This is a genomic window from Methanobrevibacter sp. (assembly GCF_017410345.1).
In the GTDB taxonomy this organism is placed as follows: domain Archaea; phylum Methanobacteriota; class Methanobacteria; order Methanobacteriales; family Methanobacteriaceae; genus Methanobrevibacter.
Genome location: NZ_JAFQQZ010000032.1, coordinates 1 through 19,045 on the forward strand (window position 1 = coordinate 1; position 19,045 = coordinate 19,045).

The window sequence follows — 19,045 nt, forward strand, 5'->3', positions numbered from 1 at the left end:
TATTTTTCTTCTTTTTTTTTTAAAATCTAATGAATTTTTGTATTTAAGATTTCATTAAATTTAGAATCTCATTGCCATAATCTGTTAATTCGTATAATCGGCCTCGTTTGGTTTCAGGATTCAATAAACGAATCAACTCCTTTTCTCTCAATTGGCTTAATATTCGACTGACATTATTCCTATGGATACCAGTTTTTTTGCTTATATCCGTAGGCTTTAAAGTTTCTCCTTCTAGTGCTCTAAACACTTTCTCTCTGTTTTTGGACAATTTGATGAATTCTATAATAATTTTCTCAGAGTCTTTCATAGTATCCCTTCAACTGTTTTATTTTATATTAAACTTCATCCTATTTATTTTTTGTTTTAAACTTATAGAACTTATTTCGATTAAGTTTAATATATAAAACTATTCTTAATAATAACTTAGCTATTTTAAATTAAATGTTTATCCTCCTTATATTTATTAAATAGCAAATCGATAGTTATCTGATAGCTATATTATAGTTATTAGATAGTTATTAGATAGTTATTAGATAGTTATTAGATAGTTATTAGATAGTTAGATAATATTAAATAGTTTTTAGATAGTTATCAGATAGGTAAAAAACAATATTCCTATTTCAAATAATACATAATTATAAAAAGAAAAAAATTATATATTTATATAGTTAAATACTTATTATTTTTCAGGTGTAAAAATGAGCGAATCCCCACAGCAAATAGCTATTGAAAATGAGATAAAAGTGCAGAAGGATAAGTTTTTATCTTATTTTAATGGATCTTTACCAGGTACAATGGAATTGGAATTTGAAGGATTCTATAGGAGAGGATTCTTTGTAAGCAAGAAAAGGTATGCTGTAATTGAAGATGGAAAGATTATTGCAAAAGGCCTTGAACTTGTCAGAAGAGATTGGGCGCCAATAGCTAAAAAGACTCAGGAAGATATCCTGATGGCTATCTTGAAGGAGGGGGATGTCAAAAAAGCCGAAAAGATCATCAGCAAGGTTCTAAAGCAAATCAAATCCGGAAACTTGGATATGAAGGAACTGATTATTCATACCCAGATTACCAAAAACCTTGATGATTATAAGCAAGTTGGACCTCATGTTGTTGCAGCTCGAGAGATAGAGGCTCATGGAATCAAGGTAGGCAAGGGAACCATTGTCCAATACATAATTGCAAAAGGCAAGGGTTCAATCAGTGAGCGTGCGGTTCCTTATGAATACAGTGAAGGAATCGAATATGATAGGGAATATTATATTGAAAATCAATTGATTCCTGCGGTTTCAAGGATGATGGAGCCTTTAGGTTATGATAAGGATAGATTAAGGGAATTATCTTCCAATGAAAGACAACAAAGTTTGGATGCTTTCTTTTAATACTTAATCAATTTAAATTTGGAAATATTTGGTCCAATAAATAAATTTTAGGAATTTTTATATAATAATAAAATAAATATATAATTAGAAATTGTAAGATGAATTTCATACTTGACTGACTTAAAGACTTATTATTTGGTGTAATAATGACAAAAGCGGTATTTTTTGATATTGATGATACACTTGTAGACACTTCAAGTTTTGCTGATTTGGCAAGACATGCGGCTATTGAGAGTATGTGCAACAATGGTTTGCCTTTGGAACCGGATGAAGCATATGATTTATTAAAGGATATCATTAAGGATAAGGGTTCAAACTATTCCAAACACTTCAATATCTTAACACAGGAAGTTTTAGGCAAGGAAGATCCTCTTTTGGTAGCTATTGGAATGACAACATATCACAATGTGAAATTTGCTCTTTTAAGGCCATTCCCTAGAACAAGTGCTATATTGATTTATCTTAAAAGCAAAGGATATAAGCTAGGAGCCATTACCAATGGAATCACCATTAAGCAATGGGAAAAGTTAGTCAGATTGAATCTATACCACTTTTTTGATATTGTAATCACTTCAGAAGAGGTGGGCGTTGAAAAGCCGGATCCTGAAATCTATATTGAAGCATGCAGAAGAATGGCATGTGACGTTAAGAAAAGCATCATGGTTGGAAACAAATTGGATGTTGACTGTATGGGAGCAGTCAATGCAGGAATGAGCGCTATTTTAGTCAATTCCACTTTGGATGAGGATGAAAAGGAAAGAGTGAATGAAGAGGATATTGACATTATTGTTTTAGACAGCATTTCTGATGTAGATACTGTCTTATAAAGATTTTTTATTTTTTCATTTTTTTAATTAATTTATTTTTTATATTTTTTAGTTATTTTATTTTTTATTCTATAAACAGGGGGTTTTTTATGGCAATTATTTTATGTCCCGATTGTGGAAAGGAACAGGATAACTTGAATAAATTCTGTAGGAATTGTGGAGCGGACTTATCTAAAGTGAAAGTCGAGCCTGAAATGAATTCAGATTCAATCAATGAATCTGTAGATGAGAATCTTTCTCAAAAATCCATTGATGTTCCGATTCAAAAGGAAGATGGAACCAATACTAATGAATTGGTTATTTTGGATTCTGAAGAACCTAAAGATGAATCCATTAAAGAAGATAATGATGAATCTGCTGAGTTTAGTGAATCAACTGAATCCAATGAAGCTGTTAAGGAAGAAAATGTGGAAACTAATGAATCCAATGTAAAGAAATGTGGCAAGTGTGGCACTGAATTGAAATTTGGAGAAAAGTTCTGTCCTAATTGTGGCCAATCCACTGATTCTGTAAATGATAATTATCCTAAGAATTTCTGTCCTAATTGCGGGGAAAAATTGGCTCAGACGGTAAAGTTCTGTCCTAACTGTGGCTTTGACTTTAAAAATATTTCTGGCAATGCCAATAAGAATATGAGTAATCCTAGCTATGGTCAGAATTTGCCTGTAAGAAAAGAATCTATAGTTTCAGTGATTCTATCATTTGTTTTCCCAGGACTTGGACAGTTCTATAATGGGAATTCCACTAAAGGAATTTATTTCATAATTCTTGCAGTGGTTTCAATCATTCTGACTGTAATATTGATTGGTGCATTGATCTATATATTGATTTGGCTATGGTCAATAATTGATGCGTATAACTCTGCTGAAAAATTGAATAGGGGAGAATTTGTTGAAGATAAGTTATTTTAATTCATCTTCTTCAATATTTAATTTAAAATTTTAATTTTAAATTATAATTTTAATATTTGATTTTAGTTTTTTCTTTTTTTAATAATATTCTCTAATTTTTTCAATTTTTTCAAGTTCTAAAAATAGTTACCTTTATATATAGTTTTGAATATAAATATATACATTCTTATTTTATCTTGCAGTAAGAATCATTAATTAACTTGCTTATTCATGAGAATTTATTCTCAATCTTAACAAAATAAATCAAAAATAAATTTTAATAATTATTTGAAATAAATTTTTATTGAATTTATCTCTTATCAAGCAAAGCGGTCAGCTTGTTTTTTGAGTTTTATTTTAGAAAAAATTATTCCATTAGATTACTTTATGTAAATTTATCTGAATTCTTTTGGAACTGAAAAAATTTATAATTACACAGATTACGGAAAAAATAATATAAGGAGATATTGTTATGGCTATTTGTCAAGGAAAATCAACCAGATCTCCATCTGGTGCTAGAAGAGTTGCAAACCGTGGTAAAAGGAAATCAGAATTAGGTAGAGAATCTGCAGAAACCAGATTAGGTGAAAAGAAATTAAGAAAAATCAGAACCCGTGGTGGAAACGAAAAACACAGATTAGCATTTGAAAACCAAATCAACGTTATTGACACTGATGGTAAAGCTCACACTGTAGAGATCTTAAACGTAATTGAAAACACTGCTAACCCAAACTACGTAAGAAGGAACATCATCACCAAAGGTGCTATTGTAGAAACTGAATTAGGTCATGCAAAAGTTACCTCCAGACCTGGTCAAGATGGTGTTGTTAACGGGGTTATTGTAGAATAGATAGATTATTCTATCTTTTTTCTTATTTTTTTATTTCTAACTTTATTCACATTTTAAAACTTTTCATACACTTTTTTAACTATTTTTTTAATTTTTTAATTATTTATTCTTCTTATTTTTTAATTATTCTTCTTATTTTTTAACTATTCATCTTATTTTTTAACTATTCATCTTATTTTTTAATTGTCTTATAATTTCTAATCTTAGAATAAATAGCAAATACTTATTTAATATTAATTAAATATATTATAATGTTATAAACTGTTGAAGATATTAGAAAATCTTTAAGAAAGTTTAACTGATTTATAAAAATTACTTCAATTATTTATTTTAATTATTACATTAAGGAGATAAAATGAAAATAGGAATGTCACATGGTGCTGGTGGAGAGGTCATGGGAAACTTGATCTCACAAACCATTCTTAATAACTTATCAAAAAAATCAGTTGAAGGAGGATACGGCTTGGATGCATTGGACGACGGTGCAACAATTCCTCTCGGCGATTATGAAATCGTTGTGACAACTGATGGTCATACTGTTAATCCATTATTTTTCCCTGGTGGGGATATAGGAAGAATTTCCGCAGCAGGAACTATCAATGATGTTTCTGTAATGGGTGCAAAGCCTTTAGCCATTTCAAATGCCATGATATTGCAGGAAGGATTTCCAATTGAAGATTTGGATAAGATCATAAAATCCTTAAGCGATACCTGTGAAGAGGCTGATGTGGCAGTAATCACTGGAGATACCAAGGTTATGGAACAGGACAAGCTTGATGGAATTGTCATTGTAACCACCGGTATCGGTATTGCCAAAAAAGGAGAGGTCATTAAGGATTCCACTTTAAGTGTTGGGGATAAGATCATCATCACAGGAAGTGTTGGAGACCATGGAATGAGCTTGATGTCCTTTAGGGAAGGATTCGGTTTTGAGACTGAACTTAAATCTGATGTTGCTCCAATGTGGGGAATCATTTCCAAAGCTCTTGAAGTGGGCGGAGTGACAGCCATGAAGGACCCTACCCGTGGAGGCCTTGCAAACTGCATCAATGAAATGGCTCGCAAGTCCGGTGTTGGAGTCATGCTTAAGGATGAAGCGATTCCAGTCAAGGAAGCAGTTAGAGCAGCCTCTGATATGTTAGGAATTGACCCTTATGAAGTGGCTAATGAAGGAAAAGTATTGATGGGAGTGAAGGCTGAAAAGGCTGAAGAGGTATTGGCTGCCATTAAAACCGATAAATATGGTAAGGATGCAGCCATTATCGGTGAAGTTATTGATGATGATAAGGTATTGATTGAAACAGGAATCGGTGGAGTAAGAATCTTGGAAACTCCTATAGCAGATCCTGTTCCAAGAGTATGTTAAATTTAATCTTGTTGAAATTTTATAGTTCGAATTGTTAAATGAATCAGATGGTGATTTGATGAATTTATTTGGTAAAAGAGTTGTAGCATATATCCTGGATTTCTTTGTAGTTTCTGCATTTATGTGGATAGTGTCTTATTTTGCATATTTCTTTATAAACTACTTCAACATGTTCCAGATTTACCATTACTTTGTATTCATTCTTCCGATTTTAATCATATTGTATTTCACAATATTGGAGAAGAATTTAGGTGCAACAGTTGGTAAAAGATTGATGTTTATTGAAGTTAAATCAACAGTGCCAAGAAGAGGAAGACTTGGAAGAGATTACTCATTAACCTATTCCCAGGCATTGATCAGGTCTCTTTCAAAGATTTACTGGTTCCCAATAATTATTGATGTGATTCTTGGGAGGATTACCGGTAAGACAAGACTCCTGGATGGCATTACAAGAACTACTGTAGTTGAAGAGAATACTGATGTATTTTTCCAAAGAAGATAATTTTTAATCTTCTTTTTTATTTCTATTTTTATTATATTTATTTTTTTAGAGCTATTTTTTAGATTATTGGGGATTTTATGGAAAATAAACTTATTATAGATGATTTCAATATTTTGGATTTCGAGCCTCATGAGAATTTCAAAAATGTTCGCATTATCGATGAAAAGGCTAATTTTCCAATAAGCTGGTTGAATACACAGGCATATTGCGAATACAGTTTATATCTGGAATATTCTGAAGGCAAAACAGCGGGATCAACTAAAGAGATGATTGAAGGAACCTGGGGCCATGCCGAATTGGAGGAGAAATTTAAGGAAACCGCTGAGCCATCAAGTTTCGAGGATGCATTTGAATTGTCAAAGGAAGAGGAAATCCTATCCCGTGAAATGTTTGTCATTGATGTTGAGGATGGAATTAGAGGGTTTATTGATGAAGTTCGCATGACTCCGGATAGAATAATCATTATTGATGACAAGCCAGGAAATAGGGCGTATCAATCAACCATCAATCAGGTTCGCGCTTACTGTTTGGCTTTTAAAAGCATGATTGGTGATGATGATCGTCAAATAATAGCTGCATTGAGGCAAAGGGGAACCGATAACATATTCTGGCATGAGGAATTCAATGAAAAGAATGAGAAGAACATCAGATATACCATCAATTTCTTACATAGATTGATTGATGATAAAAGGGACCCTATACCTACCAAGAATCCAAATAAGTGTAGAAGCTGCAGATTCCAAAGCTATTGTGATGAAAAAGCTATTTAATTTTTTTTAACATTCTTTTTTTTCTCATTTGTTAAAAATAGAGTAATTTAGTTTTTAATAAAAAATAGTATATAAATAGTATAAGAATAGTTAAAAAATAGTTAAAAATAGTATAAGAATAGTTAAAAATAGTATAAGAATAGTTAAAAAATATAATAAAAAATAGTTAAAAAAGTAAATTTAAAAATATATTCAAAGTATATTCTTAAATTTCAATAATTGATTTTTTAGCATCTATGACTTGATAAGGAACATTGGCCTCTTCCAGGTCTTTGCTGATATTCTTGCTCATGTCTCCTATTGAAAGGATCATAACGTTCAATCCTTTTCTGACTGCAGATTGAGCAGCTTCGCTGACTCCGAATTCAATATCAACTGGAATATCCAATGCATTGGCTATCACATGTGAAGTGGTACCGATTGCTGCAACCTTATCGATTGAACTTAATCCATAGTTTTCATATTTGCCATCATAGATTTCCTTAATTAAGTCCATGTCAACGGACCTTGATCCTCCTTGCTTTATTGGAGGCAATGTAATTATTAAGATTTTGCTTTCCTTAATTTCTATAGTTCCCTTAAGGTTTGTTAAAGCAACATCGAAACCTTTTTTAGTGTCCAATATCACATCTGCATAAGCGTCGGTCTGTGCATTGATTGAAGCATATAATCTGCCATCTTCCATATACAATCCCACTTCGTCACCTTCCTTCAAATCCTCTTTGGCGATAGCAGGCCAGGTGGATTTATAGTAGGTCATGGTTTCAAGAACGCTGTCGGAATACTTTCTTAAGGTTATGGCATCCTTTTTGACTTTATTGATTCCCTTTTGGGTAATCTTATATGGTGCCCTGCCGTCCTTGGATGTGATGTATCCCAGTTCTGTCAATGTTTTGATGTTTTCAGAAACAGCTTGAATAGTGATTCCTAAACGTTCAGCCAAATCCTTTTGCTTGAGATTAGGTTCCTGTTTAGAAATTTCTCCTAAAATTTGAAAGTGAGTTAATGCCCCTCTTTTTTGTAAAATCTCCATAATAACCACTTAGTTCTTTTTATTGAAAAAACATATTGTTTTCAGTTAATATTTATTATGTTCCTTTTAATATTTAAAGTTTATTTTAGTTTTTTATAAAGTTTATTTGAATGTAACTTTCATTTAAGAAATTTGCTTGAAAAAATAGTTTTAAAATGAGTTTAAATAAAAGTAGTCTTAATAAATGCATATATAAAAAATAGTATGAAAAAATAATAAATTGGCATTGAATGATTAATCAAGTACCAATCTACCTTCCAATCTCTCATTCATCAGATTGATGAAATCATCTCTTCTTTCTTTAGGTATATAAGCTCCACAGGCAACATCGTGGCCTCCTCCATTTCCACCTAAACTTTGAGCCACTTCCCTTATGATTGAACCGAAATGCACTCCATCATAAGCCAATAGCTTAGAGCAGCGAAGTGAGATCTTCAGGTCTTCATTCTCTTCACTCACCTGTGTGAATGCAATCATTGGCTTTCTCCAATCTCCGTGACTGAGAGCCATTCCCGCAATTGTACCGACAACATTGCTTCTTATGCCGTTTCCATCAAAGTATTGGAGGTTTTCCTTTTGAACAATAGGTTTGGAATTGCCGATCTGTTCCACATTTGTTCTTAAGTAGTACCTATGGCCTTTTGAAATCTCGTCAAGTTCATCCAGCACCACTGCACGGTCACTTTCAATATCTACTGATACAGTGTTGTCCTTTAAGATTTCATTTCTCTTTATGGTCAAGTCCAAGAGCTTCAAAGCGACTTCCGGCCTTTCATTTCTGACGCATGCATTCATCGCAGTGGAGAACTCGGAGGCATCCCTCAAGAATGTATATTTCTCTTCGTTTGCAAATTCGTAGCTTTCCCCCATAACCAATTTAGGGGCATGGATGGCATATCTGCTTGGGATTTCCCTTGTGACCATGAAGATCAGTTCCTTAATCAATTTGAATTTGTCTTCCTGGCTTAAATCGCAGACTCTGATTGATGTATCGTTCACCGGATTTCTAGTGTTGATGTTGAGTCTTTTCAAGAGGTCCAATGCCTTGTTCTGGTCATTGCTGATTTCCAGTTTCACATCACTGAAATATGATAATGCTACAAAGAGAGGCCTTGTCTGTCTGCCATATAATGATAAGTCATTTTCAATTACGTTGACCAATCCTTCCTCTTTCGCATCCTTAAGAATGGTTCTGTTCAATCCTTCCAGCTTTCCGGTCTTTCCATTTTGTATGTCTCCAATGGCTGCCAATATTCCAATCCAGCTCAAATCCCTAAAGCCGAATTCCTTAGCAAGAAGGTAACATAGCCCCCCGCCACAGATTTCCTGAGAACCGTCTATTCCATAAAAGATGGGATTTATTTCCAAATAGTCGTAATCCACTGTATCGCAGTAGTCAATGTCTCTTAGTGGAGGGTGATGGTCAAGAATAAGTATTTTGGAATCTTCATCTGCGTTTTTATCGACAGGCTGTCCTGATCCCAAGTCTGAAAATATTGTCAGTTCATGTTCTATGGGAACATCTTCCAGAACATCTAGGTTAACGATTTCAATATCAAAATCCTTTTTTCCTATCTTATTCAATATTCCTGTTAGAATAGCTCCTGATGAGATTCCGTCACAATCTGTATGGCTGTATATTTTTATGTCTTCTGAAGTTTCAATAAGTTTTTTAGCTTCTTCGTATCTTCTTTTCATTTCTGGTGGTAAGTTTTCAGTCATTTTAACGCCTTTTTATTTTTTTAATTTTAAGATTTTATTTATGGTTTTGTAGTTTAATTGATTATTATCTTCTTTTTCCTTTCTTTCCTTTTTTATTGTTAGACCTGTTTGCCTGTTTGGTCTCTCTCATTTGTTTAATGGTGTTTGATAAGTTTATGAGAATCTCTTTTTTGCTGTCATCACTGGTGATGATGACTCTTCCAGACTTATTATACCATTCTCCAGGATAAGCTTTATCCTCTTCAGCATAATATTTGTATCTTAATTTTTGAGTGGCCTTTACAATTTCCTTGATTCTGGGTTCTGAGATGGCATACTCCTTGGATATCTTTCTACCTTCATTCAATGACTTTTCAGCATCCAGATATATCGGCCAGATCATTACATCCTTCATATTTTCACCTCTTTAAAGTTTTTGATTTCCTAATTATAATATGTTAGCATAATATTTAAAAATTATTTATTTCAATGTTTTTTATGATTTGATTTTCAATAATATTTTAATGTTTATAGGTCTTGTTTTTTTATGATTTGATTTTCAGTAATATTTTAATGAACTTTAAAATCAGCTTGTATTTCAATCCATTCCTATTTCCTTTTTCCATCAATTCAATCTCATTTAAAAATATCTTGTTCTCTTCTTTAGTATTTTTTCTGCTTTGCCATAAACTTATCCAATTTAGCAGGTAAGGGTTTAAAAATAGGTTCTTATTCTTGATATTGTATTTGTCACAAAGCTCTGAAGACAATCTATATGCCTTTATGGAATCATAAACCAATCTGAAATTGATGTTCTTTGTAACGGACTTGTCTTCAACTTCCAGCCTCATGAAATAATTGTAGACAACCTTATTATTTAAGAATAATATTCCCTTCTCGCTTTTGAAGTATGATTCCAATAGGAAGTTCAAGTCTTCAGCAGATATGCACTCCGGAAATCTGATCTTGTTTTCTTTTATCAAATCTGTTCTGTATATTTTAGTCCAGAATGATGGCAGGATTTTCAGGATAGCTATTTCATCATCCCTTTCCTCTTTAATGTCCTTAATGAATATCTCTTCATTATTTTCTTTATTTATAGGCTTTCCATAAAAGAAATGACTTAAAATGTTTTTCCAGATAAAAGCTGCTAATCCTTTCATATTGGGCCCTTCAACCAGGTCATCAAGATAATCGGCATAAGGCTTTTCTAAGCTGTCCATGTATGGAGTGTATGATTTTCTTATGATGTCTTCTTCTGGATAATGCCTTAAATATCTTCCAAAGGCTATGTCTGTATCATATTCATTGATCTTATTGTATAAGGTTTCACATGCATCCAATGGATAGCTGTCATCTGAGTCTATGAACATCAGATATTCTCCGCTCACATGATCCAATGCCACATTTCTCGGACCGAATGCCCCTCCCATGTTTTCCAGCAGATGGATGGATTTGATGGTTTCCCTATTGGTTTGAGCATTGATTCTTTCCTTATAGTCCTCTATGATTTCCTTTGTTCCGTCTGTGGAACGGTCGTTGGCTATTATTATCTCCAGGTTTTCAATCCCTATTGTCTGATTGATTACTGAATCCAAAGTGGTTGGAAGATATTTCTCTCCATTGTAAACTGGTATGATAATGCTTATCTTAAATTGGCTAATAGAAATTCCTCCTCAACTTTAAATTCTCTGAAAATGCTGAAATAGTTATTTTTTCATTTAGTTTTTATTGTTCAATTCTCTAAACATTAAGTCAATCATGTCCTTTACTGTGTATCTTTCCGGATAAATGTGCCTTACCCCATATTCGTCAAGAATCTTTCCGGTGATCGGTCCAATGGCTACTGTAAGGGTGGAGTTTGATAGCTTTTCCACTAATTTGTCTGTGTCCCTCTCATTTTCTTCAGCTATCTTGAATAGGTTCACTACAGTAAGCGGGCTTGTAAATGTTATTCCATCTATATTTTCATCAAGGATTTCATTGATTAAATTTATGATGTCATTCTTGTCTTCTGGAATGACTGATTTGTAACTTTCTGCCAAGATCACTTCAGCCCCCATATCTTTAAGTGCTTTAGGTAAAATAGTCCTTGCAGAAAACGTACGGGGAACGCCAACAATTTTATTATTTAAGTCGATTCTTTCAAATTCTTCAATGAGTCCCTCAGCAGTATAATCTTTTGGTATGATATCTATATGGAGCCCTTTATTCATAGCTACTTCTGCAGTTTTTGTACCGATGGTCGCAATTCTGCAGTCGGAATTCAAGTTTTCCACAAAGTCCGGATAGAACTTGAAGATGGAATCGATTGAGCTGACTGATGTGAATATGAGCCAATCCAATTCATCGAATCTTTCCATCAGTTCCTTTAATGAATCTGTATTCTCCAGCCTTAATTCCAATGTTGGCACTATGACTGCTTCCGCACCATAATTCTCTATGAATTCCTTTGCGGCTTTGGATCTTTCCTCAGGTCTAGTAATAGCTATTCTTTTCACCATGTTTCCACATCTTAAGATTATGATTATAATTATGTTTTTGAAATTATTTATGTTTTTTAGGTATTTGTTTTTAGATATTTTTTTAAAATTGATTCTTTTTATTATTTTCAAATATCGTTAAACCTATTTAAATTTATATAATACTTGTTTCTAAAATTATATATGTGTAAAAATATGTATAAATTTTATCCATTTAATAGATTTGTCATTTTATGATTTTAGGAAAGATTTATCTATTGAATTATTTTATAAAATGTTTTATCTTTAAAATTAATTATTGTGATATTGATGAAAATTTTATTTTTAAACTTACCATATGAATTCAATATAAGCAGGGCAAGCAGATGGCCTGAGAAGACCAAGTCAGGTACATTGTATTATCCTTACTGGCTGGCATACTGTGTTGGCGTCTGTGAAAAGCAAGGTTATGAGTGCAGATTGGTTGACTGCATTACAAAGGCATACACAATCGAGGATACTGTTAAAGAGGTAACCGATTATGAGCCGGATTATATAATGGCTGAAATAACCACCCCTACCTGCAGTTATGATTATAAGGTTATCAATGCAATCAAGGAAGCTTATCCAAAAGCTAAAATACTGATTGGAGGAACTCATGCAACCATCTTGCCTGATGCGGTTCTTGAGGAATGCTTGGGCATTGACTATATCCTTCGTCAGGAATATGACTATACCGTTGGTGAGTTGATTTCTTCCGATGATATATCCTCTGTCAAGGGAGTTTCCTATAGGGTCAACTCAGATGGAATTGACATTGCAAGTTTGGATGTTGATTTATTGTCCGATTCCATTGAATTTACTGTAAAACATACTGAAGATAGGGAGCCACTTGAGGATTTGGACAGTCTTCCTTATGTCTCAAAGGTTTATGAGAAATACCTGAACTTTGATGACTATGCATATGCATTCGCCCAAAAGCCGATGATCCAGATAGTCTCTTCAAGAGGATGTCCGAACCAATGCAATTTCTGCAGCTATCCATCTACAATGGGCGGAAGGATTTATAGGACAAGATCTGTAAGCGATTTGGCGGATGAATTTGAATATATTCTCAAGGAGCTTCCAGAGATTAAGGAAATCTTCATTGAAGACGATACATTCACCGTAAATCAGCCAAGAGTGATTGAATTCTGTGATGAGATCATCAAAAGAGGCCTTAAGCCTGTCTGGTCCTGTAATACAAGAGTGGACTTGACTTATGATACCATGAAGAAAATGAAGGATGCAGGATGCAGATTGCTTGTTTGCGGTTATGAATCAGGAAATCAGGATGTTTTGGATGAAATCAAGAAGGGAATCACCCTTGAGCAGTCTAAGGCCTTTGCGGAAAATGCAAGGAAACTTGATATCAAGGTATTCGGATGCTTCATGATTGGACTAACTGGAGACAGTCTTGAAACAATCGATGAGACCTATAGGTTTGCACAGTCCGTTTATCCTGACATGTGCTTCTTCCAGCAGGCTGTTCCATTCCCTGGTACAGGATTCTATGACTGGGCTAAGGAAAACGGCTATCTGATTACAGAGGACTATTCAAAATGGCTGAATGAGGACGGATATTTGAATTGTCTTGTGGATTATCCTTATGCGGACCATAAGGAAATTGAAAAGTTGAGAGACAATCTTATGAGCAAGTACTATTTCTCATTTGCATATATTGTGAAGACATTCCTGGCCAACCTTGATTGGGTGGAATTCAAGCGTGTGATGCGTGGTGGAACCCAATATATTGCATTCAGGGCAAAAAAAGTTTTGAACAAGTCAGATAATTTGGATTAGATTTCAAACTTTTTAAAGGTTTGATCAATTTTTTTATTTTTTATTATTCTATTTTTAATATTTTTTAATCTATTTTTTTAATATTTTTTAAAAAGAGAAACTATTTTTAATAGTCTTTAAATTTTTTAATATTTTTTAAAAAGAGAAATTATTTTTAATAGTTTTTAAATTTTTTAATATTTTTTAAAAAGAGTAAGTATTTTTTAATTATTTTAAAAAAAGCAATTATTTTTTAATATTTTTTAAAAAGAGAAATTATTTTTAATAGTTTTTAAATTTTTAAATTTTTCAAAAAAAGTAAAGTATTAGTTAAGAGTAGTTTACTCTAAACTAATAAAAAGTTGGAATCTATTCTGCGTCGGAGTATAATAAACCGTATGCTCTGTTTTGGAAGAAAGTTACGTAGATGCTTAAGATAGCAGTTATAATGCTTCCAATGGTTTCAGAGATTCCTGAGATTCCAGTACCTATTGCGCTTAAAATGTAAGCGATTATTGATACAAGAATGATGATTGCAAGAACTTTTACAATTCCAATTTCCTTGAGATCGCCTATAACTTCGCTGAAGTTTAAACCTTCTCCTAAACTTTCGGTTTTTGCAAATCTGCATTGTGCAATAACTAAAAGTATAGCAAAGATAATGCATAAGATAAGTCCTACAATCAATCCTAAAGTTTCATTGATACTTGATAGGATAGCCATAACTATAAATGGGATAATTAAGTAGATGATTGCTAAAATAATGAATTTTATACCATTGATAATTTGTCTTTTAGCGTCGATTTCAGGAGCTCCGTCTTCTCTGTTGATACCCATCTTAATAACATCTAACATATATCCTGCAATAAGAATGAATATTGCAAGTGCAATGATGATTCCAATTATTCCTAAAATTCCTAATGCGGCGGCGTCAGTTGCACCAATGAGTCCAACACCACTAATGGCCAATACTAATACTGCAACAATCATGAGTACTGCATAGATTACTAGTGCTTTTACATTATTGATAGGATACAATGCTGCATCCTTAATAATTTCCATAATTTCCATAATTAAACACCTCTTTTTTTAAGATTTATTCACTCATAACTTATTTAAAGTATATTTGAGTTATTATTAAGTTTATATTTAATTATATATAAAGGTATTGTAAAATTTTTGATTTTTTTTGCTTATTTCTTCTTTATTTTCAAATTTGAATATGCATTTAATCTAATTTTTAATATTTTCTATCGATATTCAAGTTTGATTAATATTAAAAATAGTTTTTCATTATTTGAGTTTTTAGATTAAAATTATCAATTTTTAAAAATAATACTTATTTTCGTTGAGAGTAATATTGATTATAAAAAAATGATTTTTAGAAATTCATTTTAATGGTAGAAAGAAAAAAAGAAAAGATACTTATCACAAAATTGTGATAAGTTTCTGATTAAGGATTTTAACCCTAACTAAAATGAAAAAAGTTTGGGTTTATTCCACATCGCTGTACATTAATCCAATTGCCCTATATGATAAGAAGAATGAGAATGCTCCAATCAAAGCGGATAATATTGGACCAACAAAGAGATTAATGCCTAATGGGACACAAATTTTTACAATTATTGATGAGATAAAAGTAAGGATAAAAGTAATGAGGAATATGACAACAAGGATTGCCAATATCTTTACAATTCCCACTTTGGAAATATCCTTCATGGCTTCTGGAATGTTTAAGGCATCCATTAGACTCTCATTTTTAGCCAATCTGCATTGAGCCATCAATAAGGCAAATCCAAAGACGATCAATGCGGCCAATCCGATGATTCCTCCAATGACTTCATGTATTTGCATTAGAATCAACATGATCAATATAGGAACGAACATATAGACAAAATTGACGATAATGAGCTTAATACCATTTAATATTTGCCTTACTATGTCAATTTTTGGCCCTTCATCTTTTCTTTCAATACCTAATTTTGCAATATCCAATCCATATCCGTTTAAGAATAGATTTATGATAAATACAATAATGACCGCTATGATTCCGGCTGTTCCTGCCTGTATAAGAAGATAATTAAATGCAGGAATTGCTCCTGAACTGGTCATTGTAATTATTGAATTGGTTATGTCAGATTGCATTGTGTGAATTATTCCACCCATCCCCACAAGATATCCCATGGCTGTGACAATAATGTCAAGCACTATAAAAATTAATAGGTCTTTGGGATGGTCTATAGGGTAATGGACTGCATCTTTGATAATTTCAACGATTTCCATTTTAAACACCTCTTTTTAAATTTCATTCACTCATTAACTCTAAAGTATTTTGAGTTATTACTGAATTTATTTTTAATAATATTTAAATATAAGGTGTTTTTTAGCCTATTTTTTCTTTATTTTTAATTTAAAACATGTTTCCTTCTTAATTTTTATTTAGATAATCGTTAATTTAGCTTAACTTGTTTTGGAAATGTTTTAGTTTTTGCAATATATTAAAAAAAGATTTGGTGGGATTATTTTGTTGTCAGATTTAGAAAAATTTAAAAAATAGATTATTAAGGAATTTGAATGAATTATTCAATTCCTTTAATTTCCTTGAATACGTTGATCACATCGCCAATGACAAGTATTGCCGGTGTGTTGATTTCCTTGTCGGCTATTGTTTCAAGGGTTCCGAAAACGACCCTTTCGTTTGGAAGTGTTCCGCTTTCGATTGCACATGCAGGAGTTTTAGGATCTCTGTATTTCATGATTTCCTCTGTGTTTTCCTTGATGTTGCCTATTCCCATGAGGATTATCAATGTGTCTGCAGTGTAATCCCATTTTACCTGCTTGTCCTTTTTGGTTGGATCCTCATGGCCTGTAACAACTGTAAATGAGGTAGCTACTGCCCTGTGGGTGATTGGAAATGCCATGCTTGTAGGTGCACCGATAGCTGATGTTACTCCAGGTATGACTTCAAAATCTATGTTTTCTGCTGCAAGGGCCAAGAGTTCTTCTCCCCCTCTGCCGAATACGAATGGGTCTCCACCTTTGAGTCTGATTACATTTTCATGCTCTTTCGCTTCCTCGATAATCAATTGATTGATTTCATCCTGTGTCTTATAATGCTCTCCGGCTTTCTTTCCAACATAAATAATCTTTGCATCTTCTGGAGCATGCTTGAGTATTTCATCGTTAGCCAAATAGTCATATAAAACGACATCTGCCTTATTCAATGCTTTCACAGCTTTTAAAGTTATTAAATCAGGGTCTCCTGGACCTGCACCTATTAAATATACTGGCATGTTATCTTTCCTTTTTTATAGTTTTAAATAATTGATTTCATAGTTTAGGGTTTTGATAATAAAATGAATAAAATTCTTAATGTTTTTTAAAAGGTTTAATTTAGATAGTTTTGATAGTTTAGATAGTTTAGATAGTTTAGATACTATCTAACATACCTTTGAAGAATTCAAGACCGTTGTCTGAGCCCAATAGCTTTGTGGTTGCCCTTTCAGGGTGTGGCATCATTGCAAGGACAAGTCCTGACTCATCACAGACTCCTGTGATTGCTTCCATTGAGCCGTTAGGGTTTTCCTCTGCAAACTGGAGCACGATTTGGTCTTGGTCTTTCATAAGGTCAATGTTCTGTGTGTAGAATCTTCCTTCAGCGTGAGCTATTGGTATGTCAATGATTTGCCCTTTTTCAAAGTTTTTGGTAAATGGAGTCTTGTTGTTTGCTACTTTCAATTTAGACCATTCACAATTGAATTTAGGCACCTCATTGGTAATGAACAATCCTGGAATGAGTCCGATCTCTCCAAGAATCTGTGCTCCATTGCATATTCCAAGAACTGGCTTTTCCTCTTTTACAAGTGCCTTAACGCCTTCAACAACTGGGGTGTTGGAAGCTATTGCTCCTGCACGCAAGTAATCTCCGTAGGAAAATCCTCCAGGTATAACAATTCCATCATAATCAGTTAAGTCTTCATTATTCCACCAGATGTACTCTGCCTCTCCGCCGGCAAGTTCAATAGCCTTGTAAACGTCACGGTCGCAGTTAGTTCCAGGGAATCTTATAATTCCAATTGCCATTTTATCACTTTTATGAATATAATTAATTTGAATAATTTTTTTAATTTTCTTATATTTCTGATCCTTTTGCTTAGTCACAGCCGCATCCACAGCTTAAGTCCATCTTAATGATATTGATGGTGTAGTTGTGGATGATAGGATTGCATAACAATTTCTGACACATGTCGTCCACTTTCTCTCTTGCGTCATCCTCTGAGTCAGCTTCCATTACAAAGGTAATGATTTCCTTTGTCTTGGTTCCTTTGACTTCGTAACCTAAAAGCGCAAGGGATCTTTGAATGGTTGTTGCTTCTGGATTTAACATTCCCGGTTTCAAGGAAACTTTAACTTCAATGTCGTACATCATTTCTAATCACCTAAATTTTGAGTTTCATTTGTTTTGAATTTTATATTAGTTTGAATTTTTTAAAATTAAATATTTTTTAATATCTGATAATTCATAAGAATAATTTATTGAATTCCCCATTTCTCTTTGTCTTCATCAGTTAGGAGTCTGTTGAACACCTCTTCATATGCATCGATGACCTCATCGTCCTTTCCTTGTCTGAAGAGCTCCTTGTCAAGCATGTCAAGGGTTTCTGCATCCCATAGTCTGCAGCTGTCAGGACTTATCTCATCACCTAATATGATGTTTCCCTCATTGTCCTTACCGAATTCGATCTTAAAGTCGACAAGAATAATTCCGATGTCCCTGAACATTTTGCTCATGACTTCATTTACCTTAAGGGCCAATTCTCTCAGTTCATCCAAATCTTCCTTGCTTGCAATTCCAAGTGCGATTGCTATTGCGTCATTCAACATTGGGTCATGGAATTCGTCGTCCTTAAAGTCCATCTGTATGAGAGGTGGATTGAATGGAGCCTTGTCTTCAAATGGGAATTTTCGGATAATGCTTCCTGTAGCTATGTTTCTTACAATGACTTCTATAGGAATCATATCCAGTTTTTTGGCTTTCATAACGCAAGGTTCGCATAATTCAATCAATTGTGTCCTGACCCCTTCGGCTTCAAGGGTTTCAAAGATCTTTGCACAGATAACTGAGTTTATATAACCTTTCTGTCCCATGCTTTCTTTTCTAGCACCATCTCCTGCTGTCATGTCATCTCTAAAGTCGATTATGACCTCATCAGGATTTTCACCTTGGAAAACGCTTTTGGCTTTTCCTTCATAAAGTAAATTTTTAGAATCCATTTCAATCATCATTTTAAAAATTATTTTCAAATAATTCATTTAAATTTCAATTAATCCTTATAATTATTTAAAAAATTTATGAAATTATAATATATAATTTTATATTTATTATCCTTAATAAATCTAATTTAATTTTAGTTATTTCATCATGTCAATCATTTAAAAAATAA

The 19,045-nt window shown here is 33.0% G+C and carries 20 protein-coding genes; 8 read left to right on the forward strand and 12 right to left on the reverse strand.

The genetic code is table 11. From position 1 onward, the window contains the following. Nucleotides 1-43 precede the first annotated feature (43 nt). Nucleotides 44-307 carry a winged helix-turn-helix domain-containing protein gene (locus tag IJE13_RS04230; protein ID WP_292777476.1) on the reverse strand — a complete coding sequence of 88 codons (264 nt, stop codon included), beginning with the start codon at nucleotides 305-307 and terminating at the stop codon, nucleotides 44-46. 391 nt (nucleotides 308-698) lie between these two features. Between IJE13_RS04230 and IJE13_RS04235 the strand changes: the two genes are divergently transcribed. The 7 genes from IJE13_RS04235 (at nucleotide 699) to IJE13_RS04265 (ending at nucleotide 6,584) form a co-directional block, all read left to right on the forward strand. Continuing rightward, nucleotides 699-1,379, forward strand: coding sequence for a DNA polymerase domain-containing protein (locus IJE13_RS04235; RefSeq protein ID WP_292777478.1), 681 nt, complete (start codon nucleotides 699-701; stop codon nucleotides 1,377-1,379). A 146-nt stretch (nucleotides 1,380-1,525) separates the two neighbouring features. Next, entirely contained in the window at nucleotides 1,526-2,206 is a 681-nt protein-coding gene (locus tag IJE13_RS04240; protein WP_292777480.1) for a TIGR02253 family HAD-type hydrolase, read from the forward strand. Between the two features lie 89 nt (nucleotides 2,207-2,295). Next, a complete protein-coding gene (locus tag IJE13_RS04245; RefSeq protein WP_292777482.1) occupies nucleotides 2,296-3,117 on the forward strand; it encodes a zinc-ribbon domain-containing protein in 822 nt (273 codons plus the stop codon). 451 nt (nucleotides 3,118-3,568) lie between these two features. Next, nucleotides 3,569-3,946, forward strand: coding sequence for a 30S ribosomal protein S8e (locus IJE13_RS04250; RefSeq protein ID WP_292777484.1), 378 nt, complete (start codon nucleotides 3,569-3,571; stop codon nucleotides 3,944-3,946). 355 nt (nucleotides 3,947-4,301) lie between these two features. Next, nucleotides 4,302-5,312 carry a hydrogenase expression/formation protein HypE gene (gene hypE, locus IJE13_RS04255; protein WP_292777486.1) on the forward strand — a complete coding sequence of 337 codons (1,011 nt, stop codon included), beginning with the start codon at nucleotides 4,302-4,304 and terminating at the stop codon, nucleotides 5,310-5,312. A 58-nt stretch (nucleotides 5,313-5,370) separates the two neighbouring features. Further along, entirely contained in the window at nucleotides 5,371-5,814 is a 444-nt protein-coding gene (locus IJE13_RS04260) for an RDD family protein (RefSeq protein WP_292777488.1), read from the forward strand. A 77-nt stretch (nucleotides 5,815-5,891) separates the two neighbouring features. Further along, nucleotides 5,892-6,584, forward strand: coding sequence for a Dna2/Cas4 domain-containing protein (locus IJE13_RS04265; RefSeq protein ID WP_292777490.1), 693 nt, complete (start codon nucleotides 5,892-5,894; stop codon nucleotides 6,582-6,584). A gap of 205 nt (nucleotides 6,585-6,789) precedes the next feature. On the opposite strand, the gene IJE13_RS04270 is transcribed toward IJE13_RS04265, so the two are convergent. The 5 genes from IJE13_RS04270 to IJE13_RS04290 all read right to left on the reverse strand — a co-directional run bounded on the left by IJE13_RS04270 (nucleotide 6,790) and on the right by IJE13_RS04290 (nucleotide 11,822). Then, nucleotides 6,790-7,617 (reverse strand): MarR family transcriptional regulator, encoded by an 828-nt coding sequence (locus IJE13_RS04270; RefSeq protein WP_292777491.1) that lies wholly within the window; start codon nucleotides 7,615-7,617, stop codon nucleotides 6,790-6,792. A 234-nt stretch (nucleotides 7,618-7,851) separates the two neighbouring features. After that, nucleotides 7,852-9,339, reverse strand: a complete 1,488-nt coding sequence (locus IJE13_RS04275) for a DHH family phosphoesterase (RefSeq protein ID WP_292777492.1) — start codon at nucleotides 9,337-9,339, stop codon at nucleotides 7,852-7,854. Between the two features lie 64 nt (nucleotides 9,340-9,403). Then, nucleotides 9,404-9,733 (reverse strand): signal recognition particle subunit SRP19/SEC65 family protein, encoded by a 330-nt coding sequence (locus IJE13_RS04280; RefSeq protein WP_292777493.1) that lies wholly within the window; start codon nucleotides 9,731-9,733, stop codon nucleotides 9,404-9,406. 130 nt (nucleotides 9,734-9,863) lie between these two features. Further along, nucleotides 9,864-10,988, reverse strand: a complete 1,125-nt coding sequence (locus IJE13_RS04285) for a glycosyltransferase family 2 protein (RefSeq protein ID WP_366514849.1) — start codon at nucleotides 10,986-10,988, stop codon at nucleotides 9,864-9,866. Between the two features lie 51 nt (nucleotides 10,989-11,039). Beyond that, nucleotides 11,040-11,822 carry a uroporphyrinogen-III synthase gene (locus IJE13_RS04290; RefSeq protein WP_292777494.1) on the reverse strand — a complete coding sequence of 261 codons (783 nt, stop codon included), beginning with the start codon at nucleotides 11,820-11,822 and terminating at the stop codon, nucleotides 11,040-11,042. Between the two features lie 288 nt (nucleotides 11,823-12,110). Between IJE13_RS04290 and IJE13_RS04295 the strand changes: the two genes are divergently transcribed. Continuing rightward, entirely contained in the window at nucleotides 12,111-13,622 is a 1,512-nt protein-coding gene (locus tag IJE13_RS04295) for a radical SAM protein (protein ID WP_292777495.1), read from the forward strand. 348 nt (nucleotides 13,623-13,970) lie between these two features. Here the strand turns inward: IJE13_RS04295 and IJE13_RS04300 are convergent, their stop codons facing one another. The 6 genes from IJE13_RS04300 to purC all read right to left on the reverse strand — a co-directional run bounded on the left by IJE13_RS04300 (nucleotide 13,971) and on the right by purC (nucleotide 18,875). Then, nucleotides 13,971-14,672: a DUF4013 domain-containing protein gene (locus IJE13_RS04300; RefSeq protein WP_292777496.1), complete on the reverse strand. Its 702-nt coding sequence runs from the start codon at nucleotides 14,670-14,672 to the stop codon at nucleotides 13,971-13,973. 423 nt (nucleotides 14,673-15,095) lie between these two features. Beyond that, nucleotides 15,096-15,884, reverse strand: a complete 789-nt coding sequence (locus IJE13_RS04305; RefSeq protein WP_292777497.1) for a DUF4013 domain-containing protein — start codon at nucleotides 15,882-15,884, stop codon at nucleotides 15,096-15,098. A gap of 296 nt (nucleotides 15,885-16,180) precedes the next feature. Then, the gene (cobA, locus tag IJE13_RS04310) at nucleotides 16,181-16,894 is read right to left on the reverse strand and encodes a uroporphyrinogen-III C-methyltransferase (protein ID WP_292777498.1); all 714 of its coding nucleotides are present in this window, start codon (nucleotides 16,892-16,894) and stop codon (nucleotides 16,181-16,183) included. Nucleotides 16,895-17,030: 136 nt separating this feature from the next. Further along, nucleotides 17,031-17,684 (reverse strand): phosphoribosylformylglycinamidine synthase subunit PurQ, encoded by a 654-nt coding sequence (purQ, locus tag IJE13_RS04315; protein ID WP_292777499.1) that lies wholly within the window; start codon nucleotides 17,682-17,684, stop codon nucleotides 17,031-17,033. 70 nt (nucleotides 17,685-17,754) lie between these two features. Next, nucleotides 17,755-18,030, reverse strand: a complete 276-nt coding sequence (gene purS / locus IJE13_RS04320; protein ID WP_292777500.1) for a phosphoribosylformylglycinamidine synthase subunit PurS — start codon at nucleotides 18,028-18,030, stop codon at nucleotides 17,755-17,757. Nucleotides 18,031-18,134: 104 nt separating this feature from the next. After that, nucleotides 18,135-18,875, reverse strand: a complete 741-nt coding sequence (purC, locus tag IJE13_RS04325) for a phosphoribosylaminoimidazolesuccinocarboxamide synthase (protein ID WP_292777501.1) — start codon at nucleotides 18,873-18,875, stop codon at nucleotides 18,135-18,137. Nucleotides 18,876-19,045: the final 170 nt, after the last annotated feature.